Below are 18,873 nucleotides of genomic sequence, written 5' to 3'. Positions count from 1 at the left end.
AGCAGGTCGGCACCCCCGACGAGATCTACGATCATCCGGTCTCGCCCTTCGTCTATGGCTTCATCGGCCAGTCGAACGCGCTTGCCGTGACGCTTCAAAACGGCGAAATCTGGTTTGAGGACCGGCCGATCGGCCTGCGCGCCCCGACCGAGCCCGATGGTGCGGCCACGCTTTACTTCCGCCCGCATGACATTGAACTGATCGACGGCTGCGGCGGCTGTCTTGCCGGCCTCGTCACCGCCAGCCGCCGCGTCGCTGGCACCCGCCATCTCGAACTCGACCTCGGCCGCAACCACCCGCATGCCGAAATCGAACTGCCACCCGAACGCACCACCACACAGGACCGCGCAAGGGTCGCATTCCGACCGACAAAGTGGAAACTGTTCAGGGACGGGCACACCCTCGCGAAGCCGAAGCAGGACAATGCTGCGACTGAGAAACCGCAGTTGGTCGCGCAGGCCTGAAACAGGAAAGCGCCAGCAGTGCCGGCGCTTCTCCAGTTCTTGTTCGCGGATCGCTCCGCAGCCTACTGCCCAAGGGACAGCGACAACGGCGCCAGTTCGCGCATCGGTCGTTTCTTCGGATCGTTTTCCGGCGCCTTGCGACACGCGTAATCCTGGGCTTCCTGCAGCAGCCCCACAGCGCCATCATAGTCGATCATGGTCGGACGCCCATGACGCACCACGCATTGCCCGTCGACGTAGACCTCCTCGATCGCGCGCTCGGCCGCACAATGCAGCAGGTTGCGCAAGGGATCGTAGACCGGTTGCATCGCATGGTGTTTCAGATCGACGACAAGAAAGTCCGCCTTCGCGCCGACGGCAACCCGGCCAATATCGTCACGGCCAAGCGCACGGGCGCCGGCAAGCGTTGCTGTCTCGAGAATATCCGCGGTCGACACGTCGAACACCGATTTGCCGGAAAGCCTGGCGCAGATCATTGCCTGGCGCATTTCTTCCAGCATGTTGAAGGGATAGCTGTCGGTGCCGAGCGCAACGTTGACGCCGGCGCGGCGATAGCGCCCGACCGATTCCAGCGCCATGCCGCTGCGCGAGAACGTCACCGGGCAATGGCCGACGGTGGTGCGCCGCGCCGCCAGCAGGCCAAGATCGATGTCGGTGCGCTGGCGCGTCCAGGAATGGCTGTCGACGAAGATGCAGTGGCCGAGGATCAGGTTGTCGCCGAGGACGCCGAGACTTTCCAGATACTGCACTGCGGTAAGGCCGGTACGGCGCAAAAGTTCCTCATGTTCCGCCATCGTCTGGGCGGAATGGATGGTGATCGGCATGCCGCGCTTGCGCGCCTCTGTTGCCGCGTCCTGAAGCAATTCGGCCGAGCAGGTCTCGATCTGCGATGGCGCCACCACGCCACCAAGGCGGCCGGAGGGATGGCTTGCGGCCGTGTCGACGACATCGAGCGCCCGGGCAAAAGCCTCGCGGCCGCGCGCCTTGTCCCAGATGAAATCCAGGCGGTGGCTGTCTTCGACATGCCACTGCGCTTCCCGGAAACCGGGAGCGACAAAAGCGCGGGCGCCGCTTCGTGCCAGCGTCGGCAGCCAGCTGTCGTGCGGTCCGGCAATGTCGAGCAGCGTCGTCACGCCGCTGCGCATGAGGTCGCCCAGCATCACGGTCAACGACGCCTCGATTGCACCGTCGTCAATCTCCAGCAGGTTGGAGTATTCGTAGAGTGCATTGCCCCAAAGCGCTGAAGTACCTGCGTCTTCGAAGATGCCCTTGGAGATCGGCTCCTCGCCGGAGTGGCAATGCACGTTGACGAAGCCAGGCATCACCATGCGGTCCGCGCCTAAGGTTTCGCTGGCAAAGGCACCGTCATAATGTCCACCGACATGGACGAAGCCGGTGTCGTCATAGGCGACGTCGGCGTCATGGAAGTAGACATGGCTTTTCGTTTCGGCGTCGAAGCCAACGACGGTGTGCGCCTTGCGGATGACGTGAACTGACTTAGTCATGCGTGGTCCTGAAATATTGCTCGAGGAAACGGCTGTAAGCACCCATCAGAGCGCTGAAAAAGAAATAGACGACTGCGGCGAAGACGTAACCTTCGAGCACGGCGATGCCCTGCCATTGCGGATCCCGCATGGCCGTGCGCACCGTATCGAGAAAATCGAGCAGGCCGACGATGGTTACAAGGGTCGTATCCTGAAAGAAGCCGATGAACAGGCCGACGAGCGGCGGGATCACCTTCTTCAGCGCCTGCGGCAGCACGATCTTTCGCATGATCTGCCAGTAGTGCAGACCGAGCGAATGGCCGGCCTCGATCTGTCCCTTGGGGACGGCCTGCAAGCCGCCCCGGACGATCTCGGCGATATAGGCGGCCGCAAAGAGAATGATCGCCACTTGGGCACGCAGCAGCTTGTCGATGGTGATGCCGTCGGGCATGAACAGCGGCAGCATGACGGTCGCCATGAACAGGATGCTGATCAGCGGCACACCGCGCACGATTTCGATGAAGCCAACGCCGAGCACGCGGATCGCCGGCAGGCTCGATGCGCGCGCAAGGGCAAGGGCGATGCCCAGCGGCAGGGCGCAGGCGAGCCCGACGAAGGAAAGCATGAAGGACAGCGGCAGGCCGCCCCATTGCGTCGTCGGCACCGGCGTCAGACCGAAAATGCCTCCGGCCATCAGGATGTAGAGCGTTGGCAGGATCACAACGATCCAGACCGCGGCAAGCGCCCTGCCCCAGGTCCGCGGCATCATGGATACGCCGCAAGCGCCGAGAAAGAGCAGCATCGCCGTCAGCGGACGCCATTGCTCGTCGAAGGGATAGAAGCCGAAGAAGATGTAGCGCAGCTTCGCCGACAGGAACGGCCAGCAGGCACCGCTGGACGCCTTGCACTCCGCCGGCGTGCCGGAAAAGATCGCATCGACGAACAGCCAGCCGATCGCGAGCTTGGCAAGGCCGAAGATCGTGCCGAGGCAGAGAATGGTGATTGCGGCGTTGCCCGGCGTTCCAAAATAGGCGGAAAGCCAGGTGCGGTCGCGGGCCGGCGGCCGGGCAGCGGGCGCCATAAGGGTCGGGTCGGCAACGAAGCCTTCAAACTGGGCCATGGCTCAGCGCTCCCTCAGCGCAACGCGCGCGTTGTACCAGTTCATCACCAGCGAGATCAGGATGGACAGGCCGAGATAGACGGCCATGAAGATGGCAATGGCTTCGATCGCCTGGCCAGTCTGGTTCATGATCGTGTTGGAGACCATCACGAGGTCGGGGTAGCCGATGGCGATTGCGAGCGAACTGTTCTTGAAGACCGTCAGATAGGTGTTGGTCAGCGGCGGCACGATGATGCGCAATGCCTGCGGCAGTATGACCAGCTTCAGTGTGCGAGAGCGCGGCAGGCCGAGGGCCGTTGCCGCCTCCCATTGCCCCTTGCTGACAGCCTGAATTCCGGCGCGCACGATTTCGGCAACGTTTGCCGAGGCGCTCAGCGTCAGGCCGATCAGCAATGCCACGAACTCGGGCCGCACATGGTAGCCGCCGGTCAGGCGGAACCGCCCGAGCTCGGGAACATCAAGAGAAACCGAGATGTCGGCGGAAAGCAATGTAAGTGTGAGCGGCAGCAGGATTGCGAATGCCGCGATAGTGGCTACCGGCATCTCCTTGCCCGTGGCGATGCGGCGACGCGCAAGGACACGCGTAACCACGACGGCGGCGACGGTGCCGACGACCAACGCGATGACAAGAGCTTCTAAACCGCTTGCCCACCGCATGGCCGGCATCACCAGGCCGCTATTGGACAGGAAGACGCCCGGCAGCATCTCGATCGCCTGCTTGACGGGCGGAAACACCGAGATGATCAGCGAATACCAGAGCAGGAGATAGAGGAGCAACGGAACGTTGCGCAGCGCCTCGACATAGGCAAGCATCAGCCGCGACAGGACCGGGTTGTGCGAGAGACGGCCGATGCCGACGAGGACGCCGAGGATCGTTCCGAAAAAGACGGCGAGCGCCGAAACTTTCACCGTATTGGCGATCCCGACAAGGATGGCGCGACCGAACGTATCCGTCGGCTCGTAGGCAATCGCAGTTTCGGTGATGACGAAGCCCGCCTGGCGCGCCAGGAAGCCGAAGCCTGTGGCAATATCCTGCTTGGCAAGGTTGGCGCTCGCCGTGCTGAACATCATCCAGGCGACGAAGACAACGGCGCCGATCGCGATCGTTTGATAGAGGAACGCGCGGATGCGCGCGTCATAAAACAGGGACATGGCGACACGTCTGCCGGGCAAGGGGAACGTCGAAGACGAAAATGGCCCGCGCCGAAACGCGGGCCGACGAATATCAACGGAACGGCGGTGCGTAGAGCAGGCCACCCTCGCTCCAGCGGGTGTTCGGCCCGCGGGTCAGCCCAAGCGCCGTCTTGGTGCCGAGATTGCGCTCGAACACTTCGCCGTAGTTGCCGACGCCCTTGACGATGTTGTAGCCCCACTTGTTGTCGAGGTTGAGCATCTTGCCGAGCTCTTCGCTGACGCCGAGCATGCGCTGGATTTCCGGATCCTGGCTCTTGGCCATTTCATCGACATTGGCCTGGGTTATGCCGCGCTCTTCCGCCGCCATCAGCATCCAGACAGACCAGGAAACGATATCGCGCCAGTTGGAATCGTTCTGGCGCACGGACGGCGCGAGCGGTTCCTTGGAGATCGTTTCGGGCAGAACGACGTAGTCGTCGGGATTGTTGGCGACGGCGCGGATCGACGCAAGGTCGGACCGGTCGGAAGAGATCGCCTCGCAACGGCCGGAGAAGAAGGCGTTGCGGTTTTCATCCGGGCTTTCGAACACGACCAGTTCGAACTTGCCGCCGATCGAGCGGAAGAAGTCGCTGAGGTTCTGGGCCGTCGTCGTGCCAGGCAGCGTGCAGATCGCCGCATCCGTCAATTCCTTGGCGCTGTTGACGCCGAGCGACTTCGGCACCATCAGCCCCTGGCCGTCGTAGAACACCGTCGGGCCGAAATCGAGACCGAGCGACACTTCGCGCGAAAAGGTGTGGGTGGTCTGGCGCGACAGCATGTCGATTTCGCCTGACTGCAGTGCCTGGAAGCGAGTGTTGATGTTCGTCAGAACGAAATCGACCTTCTCCGGGTCACCGAAAACGGCAGAAGCCACAGCGCGGCAGACATCGACGTCGAAGCCCTGCATGTGACCCTTGGCGTCTGCGGTGGCAAAGCCGGGCGTGCTCATCGAGACGCCGCAGATCAGCTTGCCGCGCGCCTTAACCGTCTCAAGCGTGGTGGCGGCGCTGGCGGTGAACGCCGTGAGGCCGACCGCGATGCCGGCTGCGGTGGCGCAAAGTTGCAGAATTCTTTTCTTCATTTTCCCCTCCCGATGACTACGACAATCTCCACCTCTGCGGGTCACGCGATCCTCTTCGCATGCCTCCTCCCGCAAAGGTCGGCGCCAAGGATGTACCACCGGCGCCAACAATTGCATACGATAGTCGGATACAAATGGCAACATTATTGTATACAATATTGACGAGCACGGCTGACGGCGCTATCGAAGTCATGGGACATGTTTTGCCGACTGCATTCGGCTTGCTTGGGGAGGCAACCTTGTCTGAGAGATCAAGCCGCAGCGAGGTCGTCTATCGGTTGTTGCGCCAGGCCATCCTGGAGCAGGCACTGAAGCCCGGCACCAAACTTTCCGAAGACACGATCGCCGATCATTTCAAGGTCAGCCGCACCAGCGTGCGCGGTGCGCTCGTGCGCCTCAATGCCGAAGGCATCGTCGACCTCAGGGCCAACAAGGGCGCCTGCGTGGCCGAGCCGACGCTGGAGGAAGCGCGCGACATCTTCTCGCTGCGCCGCATGCTGGAGGCGGAGGTCATCCGGCGCCTCGTGGCAGACCTCGGCACCTCAGGCTTCAAGCGCCTCGAACAGCATGTGCGCGAGGAGCAGGCGGCACTCTCGGATCACGGCCCCCTATCCATCCGCCTTGCCGGCGAATTTCATATTCTGCTCGCGGAATTGACAGGCTCCCAGGCGCTGACACGGTTTGTGCGTGAAGTGGTCTCGCGCTGCTCCCTGATCCTCGCCCGCTTTGCTCGTCTGCACTCGCCCGAATGCGCGGTCGACGAACATATTCAGATTATCCGCGCCCTGCGGTCGAAGGATATTGCCGCGGCAGAGAAGATCATGCTTGAGCATCTCGACGCCGTCGAGCTTCGCGCCGAACTCAACCCTGACAAGGCCGAGCCGGATATTTCCGAGATCCTGAAACGTTACGCCAGCGAAAGCTGACAGACGTCATGAAGCGGTTGTGGACGTTCAACAGCTTGGTCGCCGACGGGCCAAGGCAACGCCGAACACGACGTCCTCTTCGTCATCAACTGTCGTCACGGGAGAATCCCAAGGGTCTCCTCGGCGAACTGGTGAGTGGCCCCGCCTTGCCAAAATGCTGGAGCACGGCGTGAGCCGACAGATAAAAAAAGCCGGAGGCCTTGGACCAGGCTCTCCGGCTTTCATCAGCTTCTTGGCGTAGACAGCACTCCTACCTGGGTGCGCCGCTCAATGCCGGCGCTTAACGGCGGCGCAGCGACAGCATGCCGTCGTCGGCAATACCCGCTTCGATATCGTTATAGCGGGCGAGCGTCATGTGCGGCGTGTCGGCTGCGGCATCATGCGCGCCGGTGATGACGATGACCTCGGCGCCGGCTGCCCTGCCGGCAAGAATTCCGGCCGGTGCGTCTTCGAAAACGATGCAGTCTTCCGGGCGAACGCCCAGTTTCTCGGCGGCGAGAAGATAACCTTCGGGATGGGGTTTTCCGACCGAAACATCTTCGCCGGTGATCATCAGTTTCGGCGTCGGAATGCCTGCGGCCGCGAGGCGGCGAACGGCGAGGTCGAGCGGCGCCGATGTGACGATCGCCCACTTCTCCGCCGGCAATGAATTGAGAAAGGCAATGGCGCCCTCGATCTCGATGATGCCGTCGACGTCGGCGATTTCAGCGAGCGCAAGCTCGTGCGCCTCATGCTCCGGATCAATATCAGGCAGTTCAAGCGTGCGGATCGTGTCCACGGCACGAACGCCGTGCACCGTCTTCATCATTTCCACGGGATCGAGCCCGTTGCGGACGGCCCATGCACCCCAGACGCGTTCGACGACGGCCATCGAGTTGAGCAGCGTGCCATCCATATCGAAAAGGAGAGCAGCAAAATTCTTGGCGAAGAGAGATGAAGGCGCGGTATCCAACGGTGATCCCCTGAAGCTGCGATGATGGGCGGGAAAGCAAGCCCGACAGTTTCGGCACACCTACAGCCTGGCGGGCAGGCACACAACGCAATTCGGCAAACCCCTGATCATCTTCCGCAACGCCAAGTTACAAACGGTCACCGCTGCCGGTGCTGAGAAAGCCAATCGGCCCGCCCGGAATATTGTCGTCAAAAATGGCGCAGGAAAGACTGCCGCCGAACACCGCAGCCGAATCCACATTTGTGCGGTTGCCAACCGTGGAAGGATTTCGCCGGCTCGGCGTGTGGCCATGGCAAAGATGTTTGCCCCAATAGTCGCCCGAATAATGATCCGGGCGCCTGATCCAGAGGAAGATTTCGTCGCCCTGCCGCTCCAGCGGCATGGTCACGTCGATGCCCGCATGCACGAAGATGCGAAACGGCTCGACGATAATGGAAGGAAGCTGCATCAACCATTTCAGGTGCGTTGCCGGGATGGTGTGGTCGTAGGATGCCAATGTCTCCTGACCACCATTGAGCAGCCACCAGTCGACATCGCTCTCGCCGCTACGGGCACCGAGCAGCATTTCCTCATGGTTGCCCTTGAGCGCCAGCCAGGTCCAGCCCTGCTTCTGCGGACCTGCCATGATCAATTCGACGACACCACGGCTATCTGGGCCACGGTCGATCATGTCGCCGAGAAAGATCACCCTGCCCTCAGGCGCATAAGCTTCAATCTGAAGCAGAAGCGCCTGCAGCTCGGCCCGGCAGCCATGGATATCGCCGACTGCAAAGGTCAGATGCTGCGCGCGCATGCGCCAGTCCTCCGGAGTTCGACGAACGGGTTGACGCCGCAACGGATGTTCGACGTTAGCATGCGAACGCCGATAGACTGCACGGATGGCGGAAACACGGCAAGGCCGGCGATGCAAGTGCGCGCAAAACAGACGACACGCCGGTCAAGGATCGCGCGTCGTCTTGGCTTTGTATTGAAGCAAGGAAATCTTGGTCGTTAGCGACGGGAATTTCCCTTGGCGATCGCCGAACTGGCAATGGAAACGGGATCGCTTGCCGGAAAGGTATCTTCGAGACCTTCGTCGAGCTGCTCTTCCATCGTTCCCTTGTCATGCGCGGTGCGCGCATTGGGCAAAGGATCCCTCGCCGCGGCACCCGGGTGCGGCTGATTGGACGCCTCCAGCAGGGTTTCATCGGCTTCAAGCACAGCCGACAGAATGTCCTTTGCCCTGGCCACCGCATTCAACCTGTTCAGCGACGCTTCCGCATCCTGCGGGCACGTGACCGTGACGACTTCGCCCTTTGCGCCAACGAACTCTACCGTGAAGCCTGCCTTACCGGCGCGTTCAGCGGCAACCTGTATTCCGACGACCTGCATCAGTCTCTCCCTCGGCAAAAGGATGGTTCTCCAGCGCCGATTGACACTGGCGTCTCCATCGCCACGCGCACGCAGCAGTCTTGCTGACGCAAACAGGTGGACATGCAAAGGAAGCGCGCAGACGGATGCTTTGTTCCAAGCGTCGACCAGATTTGTCCTGCCTCGAGCGGTTGGGCTGGTCCGTCAGAGCGCCTTGGCGCTCGGCATGACCGTTGCCGGGACGACCGGTGCCGGCAGGTCCTTCGCCGTATCGGCAGCCTGGAAGGTCGACACGCTCGGTTTGCCGGCTGGCCCCTGCTGGGTGCAGTTGGCGAACGCATCGAGATCGCGGTTGTAGACCTTCGTCTCCACATCCATCATGCCAAGCACGGTGTGGAAGAGGTTGTCATGTGATTTCGGCTGATCCGTCTCCTTGGCAAGGCAGCTCGTATCGACGCCCATTACCGCCTGGTACGGCTTTGAAAACCATGTAACGAAGGGCACCTGCGTCTGCTCGCGCGGTGCGATCGCATAGGGCGCGCCGTGCAGATAGATGCCGTTCTCGCCGAGGGATTCGCCGTGATCGGACATGTAGATCATCGCGCCAGAGATGTCGTTTTGATGCTTTTCCAACAGGCGGGCAACGCTTGCGAGCACATGATCGGTGTAGAGGATGGTATTGTCGTAGGCGTTGGTGATTTCCTCGACTGAGCATTTCATCAGTTCAGGCGTGCGGCAATCCGGTTTGAACTGCCGGAACTTCTCGGGATAGCGCAGATAGTAAGACGGACCATGGCTGCCGAGCTGATGCAGCACGATGACGCTGTTCGACTTGGTCGCAGCGAGCTTCTTGTCGAGTTCGCCAAGGAAGATTTCGTCGAGGCACTCGCCATTGTTGCAGAGCGGACTGTTCTTCTGGTTCGTCATGCTGGCGAAGTTGATGAGATCGGCGATGCCCTTACTGCCAGTGTTGTTGTCCCACCAGGACACGGAAACGCCAGCGCGGGTCAGCACGTTCATGAGGTTTTCGGTCGAACGGGCCTTCCAGTCGGTATACTCGTTGCGCGGATAGACGGAGAACATGCAGGGAAGCGAAATCGCCGTTGCCGTGCCGCAGCTTGTGGTGTCCGTATAATTGATGACCCCGAGAGATTTGAGTTCGGGATTGGTCTCCCTCTCGTAGCCGTTCAGCGAGAAGTTCATCGCCCTGGCGGTTTCGCCTGCAACGACGACCACGACGACCGGCTTGCCTGCCGCAGCAACGCGCGCGCCCTGCCGGGCGTCGGTGCCCAGCGGCTGAACCACGAGGTTGCGCTCCTTGTAGGTCGAGGAGGCATATCTGACGGCAGCGGAAACCGGCCCGGTCGGATTGAAGCGCTTCATCAGATCCTTGTGCTCGCGGATGACATAGGCAACGCTGGCGAAATCCGAATAGATCAACCCGCCACTGACGAGCAGGCACGGGGTTATGACGGCGAGATTGATGGCCGCCTTCGGCAGGAAGCGGCGATGGCGAACCTTCACCCAAAGCACGAACATCGAAGGAATGACCGCGTAAACCAACAGGTGCAGCATCAGGCTACCGGTCAGAAGATGGCCCGCTTCCGCCTGGGTGGTGACGGCCGCATTGCCGATCATGTCCTTGTCGATGATCACACCGAAGTAATCGACGAAATAGGCCGCCGACGACGAGACGACGATGAGGAAGATCAGCACCGGTTTCATGATGTATTTGACCGACGCCAGCGTCAGAACAGCGAAGGTCGCAAGCGCGAGCGCCGTCCCGAATGACAGCAGCGACAGCCGCGAGTGATCGAAATAGACCGTCGCGTGCTTCCAGAAGGAATTGTTGGTGATAGCGAGCAGATAGATGCTGACGATTGCGCTGAGCGTTATGCTGCCGAGCACTGGCCGGCGGGTTCTTGGGACCATCAAAACAGTCTTCTCCTGCTGCGACTGCCGGGCCGATTTTTGGCATGCGGCCAACGCTGTCGCGGGCATCCATTAGTGGCGGAGGCCGCGTCATGCGGGGTCGCCGGTTCGATTGCAGCCTCCTCCTGCCCTGTCGAGATACGCCCGGTAAGCTGTCGAAACCCCGTCAAGATTGCCTATTGGCTCTTCAACACCCGTTTTGGTTGGCCCCGGCGAGGGAGTTGGCAGCCGTGGAGAAAGCCCATATGGTCGGGCCAAGAATGGTCACACCGAGACGAGTCGATGCGCCTGCTCCTGGTTGAAGACAGTCCGCGACTGGTAGAGCTGGTCGGCGAAACCATGCGCGACGCCGGCTGGCGGCTTGACGCGGTCTCGAGTGTTTCGGACGCTGAAGCTGCCATCGCGGCTCAGGAGCACGATCTGATCCTGCTGGATCTCGGCCTGCCGGATGGCGATGGACTGGCGCTGTTGCGTCGCGTTCGCCAGGAGTATCCTGGCCTGCCCGTCTTGATCATCACCGCTCGGGGATCGGTCGACGAGCGTATTGCCGGCCTGGATGCCGGCGCCGACGACTATCTGGTCAAGCCCTTTCACCATCGCGAGCTGTTGTCGCGGTGCCGCGCCATGCTGCGGCGAAATCCGCAAGCCGTGCAGCCGGTGCTCGAGGCGGGCACCCTGCGCTACGACCCTGCAACCGCAGACCTGACCTGCGACGGCGTCGTCGTCCCGCTGCCGCCCCGCGAACGTTCGTTGATCGAGATCCTCATGCGCGAGGTCGGTCGCGTCGTGCCCAAACGGAAGCTCGAAACCGCCCTCTCGGAGTATGGCCAGGAGGTCAGCCCCAACGCTCTTGAACTCGCGGTTTCTCGGGTGCGCAAACGGCTGCAAGCCTACGAGACCGGCATCCAGATCGAGACCGTCCGCGGAATTGGTTATCTTCTCAGGCGCGCTTCATGACGAAGCCGAACCCGTCGCTGATCGGTATCGTCTCCCGTCGCATCCTCGCCTTTTCCCTGCTCGCCATGGCAATCCAGATCGGCGTTGTCTTTGCGGACTACTGGTTCGACGACGACAAGCTCAGCGTCCTCATGCTGCAGCAGGAAACGGAAACGCTTTCGAGCGCCATCCATGTCCGCAACGGCATCGCGAGTTTCGAGCCGGGTCACGAACTGAGTGAACGTTACCTCGACCGCCATGACCGCGACGGTTCGATTTTCCTGAGGGTGCGAACGGCGTCTGGCGCTCTGCTCTACTCAAATTGCACGACGGAATGTGCCGAGCATTTTTTGCCGCTCAGCGTCGACGCGCCCAATTTCTGGAAACGAGAAATTCAGCCAGGCAAGCCGTTCAGCGTCGCCGGAGGGCAGACCTTCGAGCGTGCGGGCGCGACGGTGCTGGTCGAATTGGCCATCCTGAAGGATCCGAATGGCTTCATGTACAGCGCGCTGCTGCACGAGATGTTTGATTCGATGATCGTGCCGATGACCGTGATGTTCTGCCTCGTCATCGGCGCGACGATCTGGTCGATCCGCAGCGCGCTGAAACCGGTGGCCATGGCGGCGGCGGCGGCCGATCGGCTGGATCCACGCGATAACAGTGCACGCCTGCCGCTCACCCGCATGCCGGAGGAGATTGCGCGTCTGGTTACTGCCGTCAACCGTATGCTGGCCCGGGTTGCCGACCTGATCCAGTCGCAGAAGCTGTTCTCCTCTTCCATCGCGCACGAGATTCGCACACCCGTTTCGATCGCGAAGATGGAACTCAGCCACATCGACGACCCGCGCGCCCGCAACGCCGAGCGTGATCTCGATGCCCTCACGCATATTCTCGAGCAATTGACCTCGCTTGCCCGTGCCGACGCAGTCGATCCTTCGGCCTATCAGGCGGCCAATCTTTCTCAGATCGGTGCGGGCCTTGCGGAGGCGATCGCGCCCTTTGTCTTCGATCACGACAAATCGCTGGAATTCGTCGACGAAGGAACGCCCGCCGTCACGGTCATCCCGGCGCTCGTCGAAAACATGCTGCGCAACCTGATCGAGAACGCGGTCAAGCATAATCCGCCTGGCACCCGCATCGTGCTGGCCTGCGGCCCGGGCGCGACGGTCAGCGTCGAGGATGATGGTCGAGGGCTCGTCGACCTGCCCGAACATCATGAAGATCTCGGCTACATCAAACGATCGGGTCAGATTGGTCTCGGGTTGAAAATCGTCCAGCGTATCAGCGAGTTGCATGATGCACAGATCGCAGTCGAGACTGCACCCGACAAAGGGACGAAGATTACCATCGACTTCTCGGCGGCGCGGTCTGACGGCATGACGGCTTCATGATAGACGGTTGCGCGGCTTGCGCCCACAATGCATCTGATGCAGGCGCCGTGCATATATTTTAATCCGTCGCGTTTTTTTGGATGCAGATTCCCCGCCCATTTCATCGCCATATGCTATTGGCCTGAGCAATCAGTGATCCTGTCGCTCGCGAGTTCCCATGTCGAAGGCCAGCGCTTATCTCAAGCGTTTCATCCCATCGCTTGTTCCGGTCAGCCATATGGAGCGGCTACGCGCCTCGCTTGGCGCGCTTGTCGGCATTCTGCTGACCGGCCTCGTCGGCACGCTGGCACTTGGTGCCGATGCCAACCTGCCGCTGCTGATTGCTCCCATGGGCGCTTCGGCCGTCCTGCTTTTCGCCGCGCCGTCCAGCCCGTTGGCGCAGCCCTGGTCCATTCTCGGCGGCAACATCGTCGCGTCCGTGATCGGGGTGACCTCATCCCTTCTCATTCCAGAGCCGGTGATTGCGGCGGCAGTCGCGGTCGGGCTTGCAATCGCAATCATGCTGCTGCTCGGCTGTCTTCACCCACCGAGCGGCGCGGTCGCCTTGACTGCTGTGCTTGGCGGCACATCGATCCATGAGGCCGGCTACTGGTTCGTATTGTCGCCGGTCGCGATCAATTCCGCCCTCATCCTCGTCGTCGCCCTGTTGTTCAACAACGCAACGGGCCGGCGCTACCCTCACCTGGCGCCTGCCGGCAACACCCACCGCACCGACGATCCCCTGCCGACGCAACGTCTCGGCATCGTGCCGGAGGACTTGCAGGCGGTGCTGGCGCAATATGGCGAGGTTGTCGACATCAGCCCGGGCGAACTCGATGCGCTCATCCACCAGGCGCAGATCCGCGCCTTCAATCGGCGCTCGGGCGAGATCACCTGCGGCGATGTCATGTCTCGCGATGTAGCGACGGCAACGCCGGAAACCTCGCTGCGCAAAGCTTGGCAGACCTTGCTCGAACACGATATCAAGGCCTTGCCGGTGGTGACGGAAAAGGAAGGCCTCGTCGGCATCATCACCCAGACAGACTTCATCAAGCACGCCATGCTGGCACCGCATGGCGGCTTCAGGCAGCGGCTGGGCAACGTCATCGGGCTTGGCCCCAAAGCGCCGCGGCTCGTTTCCGAGATCATGACACGGCGCGTGCAGTCGGCACTGCCGGAAACGATGATCGCCAAACTCGTTCCACCGATGGCCGATATCGGGTTGCACCACATGCCCATCGTCGACGCCGACAACCGATTGGTCGGCATCGTCACACAGTCCGATCTGATTGCCGCGCTCTTCCAGCGGAGGCTGGAGAATGACGACGAGCGCGACGTCGCCTGACATCTTCCGATTTCCTTCCCTGTACCAGCACGGCCAAGCCAAGTTTTAGCCAATGGTAAGCCGGGCTTCCTGCTGAACCAGCGCTGGTCAAATCATCACAAATTCATTCGATTGACTTAATCGATTGACTGGCGTAATATGCGCACATGATGAAAAACAAAAACTCCCAATCCGTACCCAAGCCCGATCGCGGCGACGCCACGAAAGAGAAGCTTCTTTCGATGTCGATCGACGTCTTCGGACGCTATGGGTTCGACGGCGCAAGCACCCGCAAGCTCGCGGATGCTGCCGGCGTCAATCTGCAGGCGATCCCCTATTATTTCGGCGGCAAGGAAGGTCTCTATATCGCTGCGGCCGAGCATCTGGCGGCGATTATCGGCGGGCACGTCGCCGATCTGCGAACGGTCATCCTGCAGCGCCTGGCACGACTGGATGCGGAAGGTGCGGCAATGAGCCCGAAGGAGGCACGCGCCCTGCTGACGCAGATGGTCCAGCGTATGGTCGGGCTGTTTGTCAGCCGCCAATCCGAGAGCTGGGCACGCTTCATTATCCGCGAACAGATGGAGCCGACGGAGGCCTTCGCGCGGGTCTATGAGAACATCATGGGGCCGATGATCGGAATGGCAGGTCGGCTGGTTGGCACGATCCTGGGCGAGGATCCGGCGTCGGAGCGCGTGCGGTTGAAGACACTGTCCTTCGTCGGCAGCATCCTCGTTTTCCGCATGGCGCACGCGGCGCTGCTGCGACAGATGCGGTGGGACGCCGTCGGCCCCGCCGAACTCGAGATCCTGCAACGCCACGCCGCCGGCCTCGTCGAAACACTCGGCGCGGATGGGGAATTGCAGCCATGAATCGGAAGATACTCGTTCCCGTCGTTCTCCTTGCAGGAGCGGCTGCTGCCGGCTGGTGGCTGGACCTTCCTTCGCGCCTCGGCTGGACCGGGCAGCGGCCGGCCTCGGTGCTCTATGGCAATGTCGATATCAGGCAAGTGTCTCTCGGCTTTCGTGTCAGCGGGCGCATAGCCAAATTGGCCGTCGACGAAGGTGACCCGGTCAAGGCCGGCGATCTTCTTGGCAGCCTCGACCCCACTCCTTTTCAACAGGCCGTGGATGCAGCCGAGGCTGATCTTGGTGCGCTGCGTGCCAATCTCGAAAAGCTGAGGGCCGGCGCACGCAAGAGCGAGATCGCCCAGGCGCGAGCCGTCCACGAGGAGCGTATCGCCGAACTCCAGAATGCCGACCTTGCCTATGAGCGGGCCGTGCAGTTGCGGCCGAACGGCACGATTTCGCAGGCGAACCTTGATGAAGCGAGTGCTGCACGCGCGGCCGCCGCAGCCCGCACCACCTCTGCCCGCGAAGCGCTCGCGTTGCTTGAGGAGGGAAGTCGGGTCGAAGACATCGCTGCCGCCGCCGCTCAGGTCCAGGCTGCGGAAGCCAGGCTCGCCAGTGCGCGCACCTCGCTTTCCGATACTCGGCTGTTGGCGCCCGACGACGGCATCGTCCTTTCCCGCGTTCACGAAACTGGCGCGATGATTGCGCCGTCGGACACGGCCTATGTGATTTCCTTGACCCAGCCCGTCTGGGTGCGCGCCTACGTCGCCGAACCCGACCTCGGACGCGTCCATCCCGGCATGAAAGTCGAGATCGTCTCGGATACGGCCCCGGACCGGCCGTACGAGGCAACGGTGGGCTTCATTTCTCCCGTTGCCGAATTCACGCCGAAGTCGGTCGAAACACCGGAACTGCGCACCGATCTCGTCTACCGCCTGCGTATCGTCGTGGCGAAACCGGGAGTGGATCTGCGCCAGGGCATGCCCGTTACCGTTCGCCTGCCGCCGGCTGCAGGAGGTACATCATGACCGCGGACGAGCGCTTCGTGCGGATTTCCGGGGTCGTCAAGCGCTTTGGCAAAGATGCGCCCGCGCTTGATCATGTCGATGGAGACATTCTCGGCGGTCGCATCACCGGCCTTGTCGGCCCCGACGGCGCGGGAAAGACGACGCTGATCCGGCTGATGACCGGCCTGATGCTTCCCGACGAAGGAAAGGTGGCGGTATTGGGTTTCGACACCGCCAAGGACGCCGCCAGCATTCAGGCATCCATCGGCTACATGCCGCAGCGTTTCGGACTTTACGAAGATCTGAGCGTGCAGGAAAACCTTGATCTTTATGCAGACCTGCGCGGCCTTCCACTCGTTGAACGTACGGCGACATACGACCAACTGTTAGAATTCACCGACCTCAAGCGCTTCACATCCCGGCTAGCCGGCAAGCTTTCCGGAGGCATGAAACAGAAACTCGGACTTGCCTGCGCTTTGCTGCGCAAACCGCGTCTGCTTCTGCTTGACGAACCCGGCGTCGGTGTCGATCCCATATCCCGGCGAGACCTTTGGAAAATGGTCGAAAACCTGACCGCTTCCGGTATCGGCGTCGTGTGGTCGACGGCCTATCTCGACGAGGCGGAAGCCTGCGACAGGGTGTTGTTGCTGAACGAAGGCAAATTGCTTTTCGAAGGCGCGCCTGCCGAGTTGACAGGACGGGTCGCCGACCGCGTCTTCAAGATCTCCGGCACGACCGGACGAAAACGCGAGGCCCTTGCACACTACCTTGACGCGGACGGTGTCGTTGACGGCGTTATCCAGGGGGACGCCATCCGGCTGGTCATGGCGTCGGGGTTTGCGGTCCCGGAAGCGCCGACCGACACGACCGGAACCGCGCCACAGGCAACAGTGGCGCCGCCGCGGTTTGAAGACGCATTTATCGATATGCTGGGCGGTGGTCCCGGCGGCCGTTCGAAGCTGGCGGAGGTCCAGACGCCGTTTGCCAACGAGGACGGTAAGCCGGTGATCGAAGCGCATGGGCTGACGAAGCGTTTCGGCGATTTCACCGCAGCCGACGACATAAGCTTCGACATTCCACGCGGCCAGATTTTTGGCCTACTCGGGCCGAACGGCGCGGGAAAGTCGACGACGTTCAAGATGCTGTGCGGACTGCTGAAGCCGAGTGTCGGTGAAGGCCGGGTCGCCGGCTTCGACCTGCGCCGCGATGCCGCCGAAGCCCGCAATCGCCTCGGGTACATGGCACAGAAATTCTCGCTCTATGGCGATCTCAGCGTCGCGCAGAACCTGAATTTCTTCGCCGGCGTCTACGGCCTTTCCGGCTCGCGCAAGCGGGAGCGCACGCGGTTGATGGTCGAGATTTTCGGTTTTGGTCGCCTGCTCGACATGTCTGCCAAGGACTTGCCGCTCGGCCTCAAGCAGCGTCTCGCGCTTGCCTGCGCGGTCTTGCACGAACCGGAGGCCTTGTTCTTGGACGAGCCGACCTCCGGCGTCGATCCGATCACCCGGCGCGAGTTCTGGACCCATATCAACGGCCTGGTCGAGAAGGGCGTGACCGTGCTGGTCACCACCCACTTCATGGACGAGGCCGAATACTGTGATCGCATTTCGCTCATCTATCGCGGCCGTTCGATCGCGCTCGGCTCGCCGGACGACCTGAAAAAGCAGGTGGCCACTGCGGCCTACCCCGACCCGACGATGGAGGACGCCTTCATCGCGCTGGTGCAGGGATCGGAAGAGAGGCAGGCGGCAGCATGACAACGCCTGCGCAAATCGAGACGCAGACATCCGAACGCGGACGTCGCTTTGCTGCGCTGGTGCGCAAGGAAAGCTACCAGATCGTCCGCGATCCCAGCAGCATTCTCATCGCCTTCGTCCTGCCTCTGATCCTTTTGTTTCTGTTCGGTTACGGTGTATCGCTCGACACGACGCAGACACGCATCGGCCTCGTGGTGGAACAGGAGACGCCACTGACGCGCGATCTCGCGGCGGGCTTCCAGGCTTCGCGCTACTTTTCCGTCAGCCTCGGCCGCGACCGCCGCGATTTCGAAGACGATCTTGTGCTTGGGCGGCTCCGCGGCATCGTCGTCATCCCCGCCCGCTTTACGGCCGATCACGCCGCCGGTCGGCATCCGGCATTGCAGGTCCTGGTCGACGGCTCAGACCCGAACACAGCCAACTTCGTGCAGAATTACGCCCAGGCGACAGTCGCCAACTGGGAACGTCAGCAACGCGGGGAAGACGCTGGCCAACCACCGGCAATCTCGGTCGAGCAGCGCTTCTGGTTCAATCCGGAGCTGACCAGCCGCAATTTTCTCGTTCCTGGCTCGATCGCGATCGTCATGACCCTCGTCGGCACGCTTTTGACCTCACTGGTGGTCGCGCGCGAGTGGGAGCGCGGCACGATGGAGGCGATGATGGCGACGCCGGTATCGGCAGCGGAACTGCTTGCCGGCAAGCTCCTGCCCTATTTCCTGCTCGGTCTGGCGTCGATGACGCTCTGCGTGCTCCTGGCCGTCTTTCTTTTCGGCGTGCCGTTCCGGGGCTCGGTTGCGGCACTCTATGCGCTCTCGGCAACATTCCTGATGCCGGCGCTCGGTCAGGGCCTGCTGATTTCGGCGGCGACCAAGAACCAGTTCCTGGCGTCGCAACTTGCGCTGATCTCGGCCTTCCTGCCCGCCTTCCTGCTCTCCGGTTTCCTGTTCGAGATCAACTCCATGCCGACGGTCATTCAGTGGATCACCTTTATCGTGCCGGCGCGCTATCTCATCCCGAGCTTGCAGACAGTGTTTCTGGCTGGCGACATCTGGCCGATGTTCCTGCAGGCAATTGCCGTCATGCTTTTGATCGGGTGCGTCTTTTTCGCGCTCGCGGCACGAAGCACCCGCAAGAGGATCGGCTGAC

Annotated in this window: 17 protein-coding genes; 9 read left to right on the top strand and 8 right to left on the bottom strand. The window is 61.8% G+C overall.

Going from position 1 to position 18,873, the window contains the following annotated elements:
- On the top strand, nt 1–464 hold a 464-nt coding region (locus BLJAPNOD_RS24165; protein ID WP_199566020.1), incomplete at its 5' end, for a TOBE-like domain-containing protein.
- A 62-nt stretch (nt 465–526) separates the two neighbouring features.
- Here the strand turns inward: BLJAPNOD_RS24165 and BLJAPNOD_RS24160 are convergent.
- The 4 genes from BLJAPNOD_RS24160 to BLJAPNOD_RS24145 form a co-directional block, all read right to left on the bottom strand.
- On the bottom strand, nt 527–1,969 hold the full coding sequence (locus BLJAPNOD_RS24160; protein WP_115421727.1) for an amidohydrolase family protein: 1,443 nt from the start codon (nt 1,967–1,969) through the stop codon (nt 527–529).
- On the bottom strand, nt 1,962–3,068 hold the full coding sequence (locus BLJAPNOD_RS24155; RefSeq protein WP_244611064.1) for an amino acid ABC transporter permease: 1,107 nt from the start codon (nt 3,066–3,068) through the stop codon (nt 1,962–1,964). Before BLJAPNOD_RS24155 ends, BLJAPNOD_RS24160 begins: the two co-directional genes overlap by 8 nt.
- A gap of 3 nt (nt 3,069–3,071) precedes the next feature.
- Nucleotides 3,072–4,220, bottom strand: coding sequence for an ABC transporter permease subunit (locus BLJAPNOD_RS24150; protein ID WP_115421726.1), 1,149 nt, complete (start codon nt 4,218–4,220; stop codon nt 3,072–3,074).
- A 73-nt stretch (nt 4,221–4,293) separates the two neighbouring features.
- Nucleotides 4,294–5,322 (bottom strand): amino acid ABC transporter substrate-binding protein, encoded by a 1,029-nt coding sequence (locus tag BLJAPNOD_RS24145; RefSeq protein ID WP_077505661.1) that lies wholly within the window; start codon nt 5,320–5,322, stop codon nt 4,294–4,296.
- Nucleotides 5,323–5,561: 239 nt separating this feature from the next.
- On the opposite strand from BLJAPNOD_RS24145, the gene BLJAPNOD_RS24140 reads away from it, so the two are divergent.
- Entirely contained in the window at nt 5,562–6,248 is a 687-nt protein-coding gene (locus tag BLJAPNOD_RS24140) for a GntR family transcriptional regulator (protein ID WP_244611063.1), read from the top strand.
- 280 nt (nt 6,249–6,528) lie between these two features.
- Here BLJAPNOD_RS24140 and BLJAPNOD_RS24135 read toward each other — a convergent pair whose 3' ends face one another.
- From BLJAPNOD_RS24135 to BLJAPNOD_RS24120, 4 genes are all read right to left on the bottom strand, one after another.
- Complete coding sequence (locus BLJAPNOD_RS24135) at nt 6,529–7,200, bottom strand: HAD family hydrolase (protein ID WP_115421725.1); 672 nt, start codon at nt 7,198–7,200, stop codon at nt 6,529–6,531.
- 127 nt (nt 7,201–7,327) lie between these two features.
- On the bottom strand, nt 7,328–7,993 hold the full coding sequence (locus BLJAPNOD_RS24130; RefSeq protein WP_115421724.1) for a metallophosphoesterase family protein: 666 nt from the start codon (nt 7,991–7,993) through the stop codon (nt 7,328–7,330).
- 197 nt (nt 7,994–8,190) lie between these two features.
- Nucleotides 8,191–8,571, bottom strand: coding sequence for a hypothetical protein (locus BLJAPNOD_RS24125; protein WP_115421723.1), 381 nt, complete (start codon nt 8,569–8,571; stop codon nt 8,191–8,193).
- A gap of 183 nt (nt 8,572–8,754) precedes the next feature.
- The gene (locus tag BLJAPNOD_RS24120) at nt 8,755–10,485 is read right to left on the bottom strand and encodes a phosphoethanolamine--lipid A transferase (RefSeq protein WP_077505674.1); all 1,731 of its coding nucleotides are present in this window, start codon (nt 10,483–10,485) and stop codon (nt 8,755–8,757) included.
- Between the two features lie 279 nt (nt 10,486–10,764).
- Between BLJAPNOD_RS24120 and BLJAPNOD_RS24115 the strand changes: the two genes are divergently transcribed.
- The 7 genes from BLJAPNOD_RS24115 (at nt 10,765) to BLJAPNOD_RS24085 (ending at nt 18,872) form a co-directional block, all read left to right on the top strand.
- Nucleotides 10,765–11,439, top strand: coding sequence for a response regulator transcription factor (locus BLJAPNOD_RS24115; protein WP_077505651.1), 675 nt, complete (start codon nt 10,765–10,767; stop codon nt 11,437–11,439).
- Nucleotides 11,436–12,809, top strand: coding sequence for a HAMP domain-containing sensor histidine kinase (locus tag BLJAPNOD_RS24110; RefSeq protein ID WP_115421721.1), 1,374 nt, complete (start codon nt 11,436–11,438; stop codon nt 12,807–12,809). Before BLJAPNOD_RS24115 ends, BLJAPNOD_RS24110 begins: the two co-directional genes overlap by 4 nt.
- A 157-nt stretch (nt 12,810–12,966) precedes the next feature.
- Nucleotides 12,967–14,133 carry an HPP family protein gene (locus BLJAPNOD_RS24105; RefSeq protein ID WP_115421720.1) on the top strand — a complete coding sequence of 389 codons (1,167 nt, stop codon included), beginning with the start codon at nt 12,967–12,969 and terminating at the stop codon, nt 14,131–14,133.
- A gap of 146 nt (nt 14,134–14,279) precedes the next feature.
- Entirely contained in the window at nt 14,280–14,984 is a 705-nt protein-coding gene (locus BLJAPNOD_RS24100; protein WP_115421719.1) for a CerR family C-terminal domain-containing protein, read from the top strand.
- Entirely contained in the window at nt 14,981–15,991 is a 1,011-nt protein-coding gene (hlyD, locus tag BLJAPNOD_RS24095) for a secretion protein HlyD (protein WP_115421718.1), read from the top strand. Before BLJAPNOD_RS24100 ends, hlyD begins: the two co-directional genes overlap by 4 nt.
- Nucleotides 15,988–17,727, top strand: coding sequence for an ATP-binding cassette domain-containing protein (locus BLJAPNOD_RS24090; protein WP_115421717.1), 1,740 nt, complete (start codon nt 15,988–15,990; stop codon nt 17,725–17,727). The genes hlyD and BLJAPNOD_RS24090 overlap by 4 nt, the downstream gene beginning before the upstream one ends.
- Nucleotides 17,724–18,872 (top strand): ABC transporter permease, encoded by a 1,149-nt coding sequence (locus tag BLJAPNOD_RS24085; protein ID WP_077505639.1) that lies wholly within the window; start codon nt 17,724–17,726, stop codon nt 18,870–18,872. Before BLJAPNOD_RS24090 ends, BLJAPNOD_RS24085 begins: the two co-directional genes overlap by 4 nt.
- Nucleotide 18,873: the final 1 nt, after the last annotated feature.

Origin of the sequence: Ensifer sp. M14, assembly GCF_003355565.1 — a bacterium.
GTDB lineage: Bacteria > Pseudomonadota > Alphaproteobacteria > Rhizobiales > Rhizobiaceae > Ensifer.
This window is presented reverse-complemented; position numbering and strand designations above follow the sequence as displayed.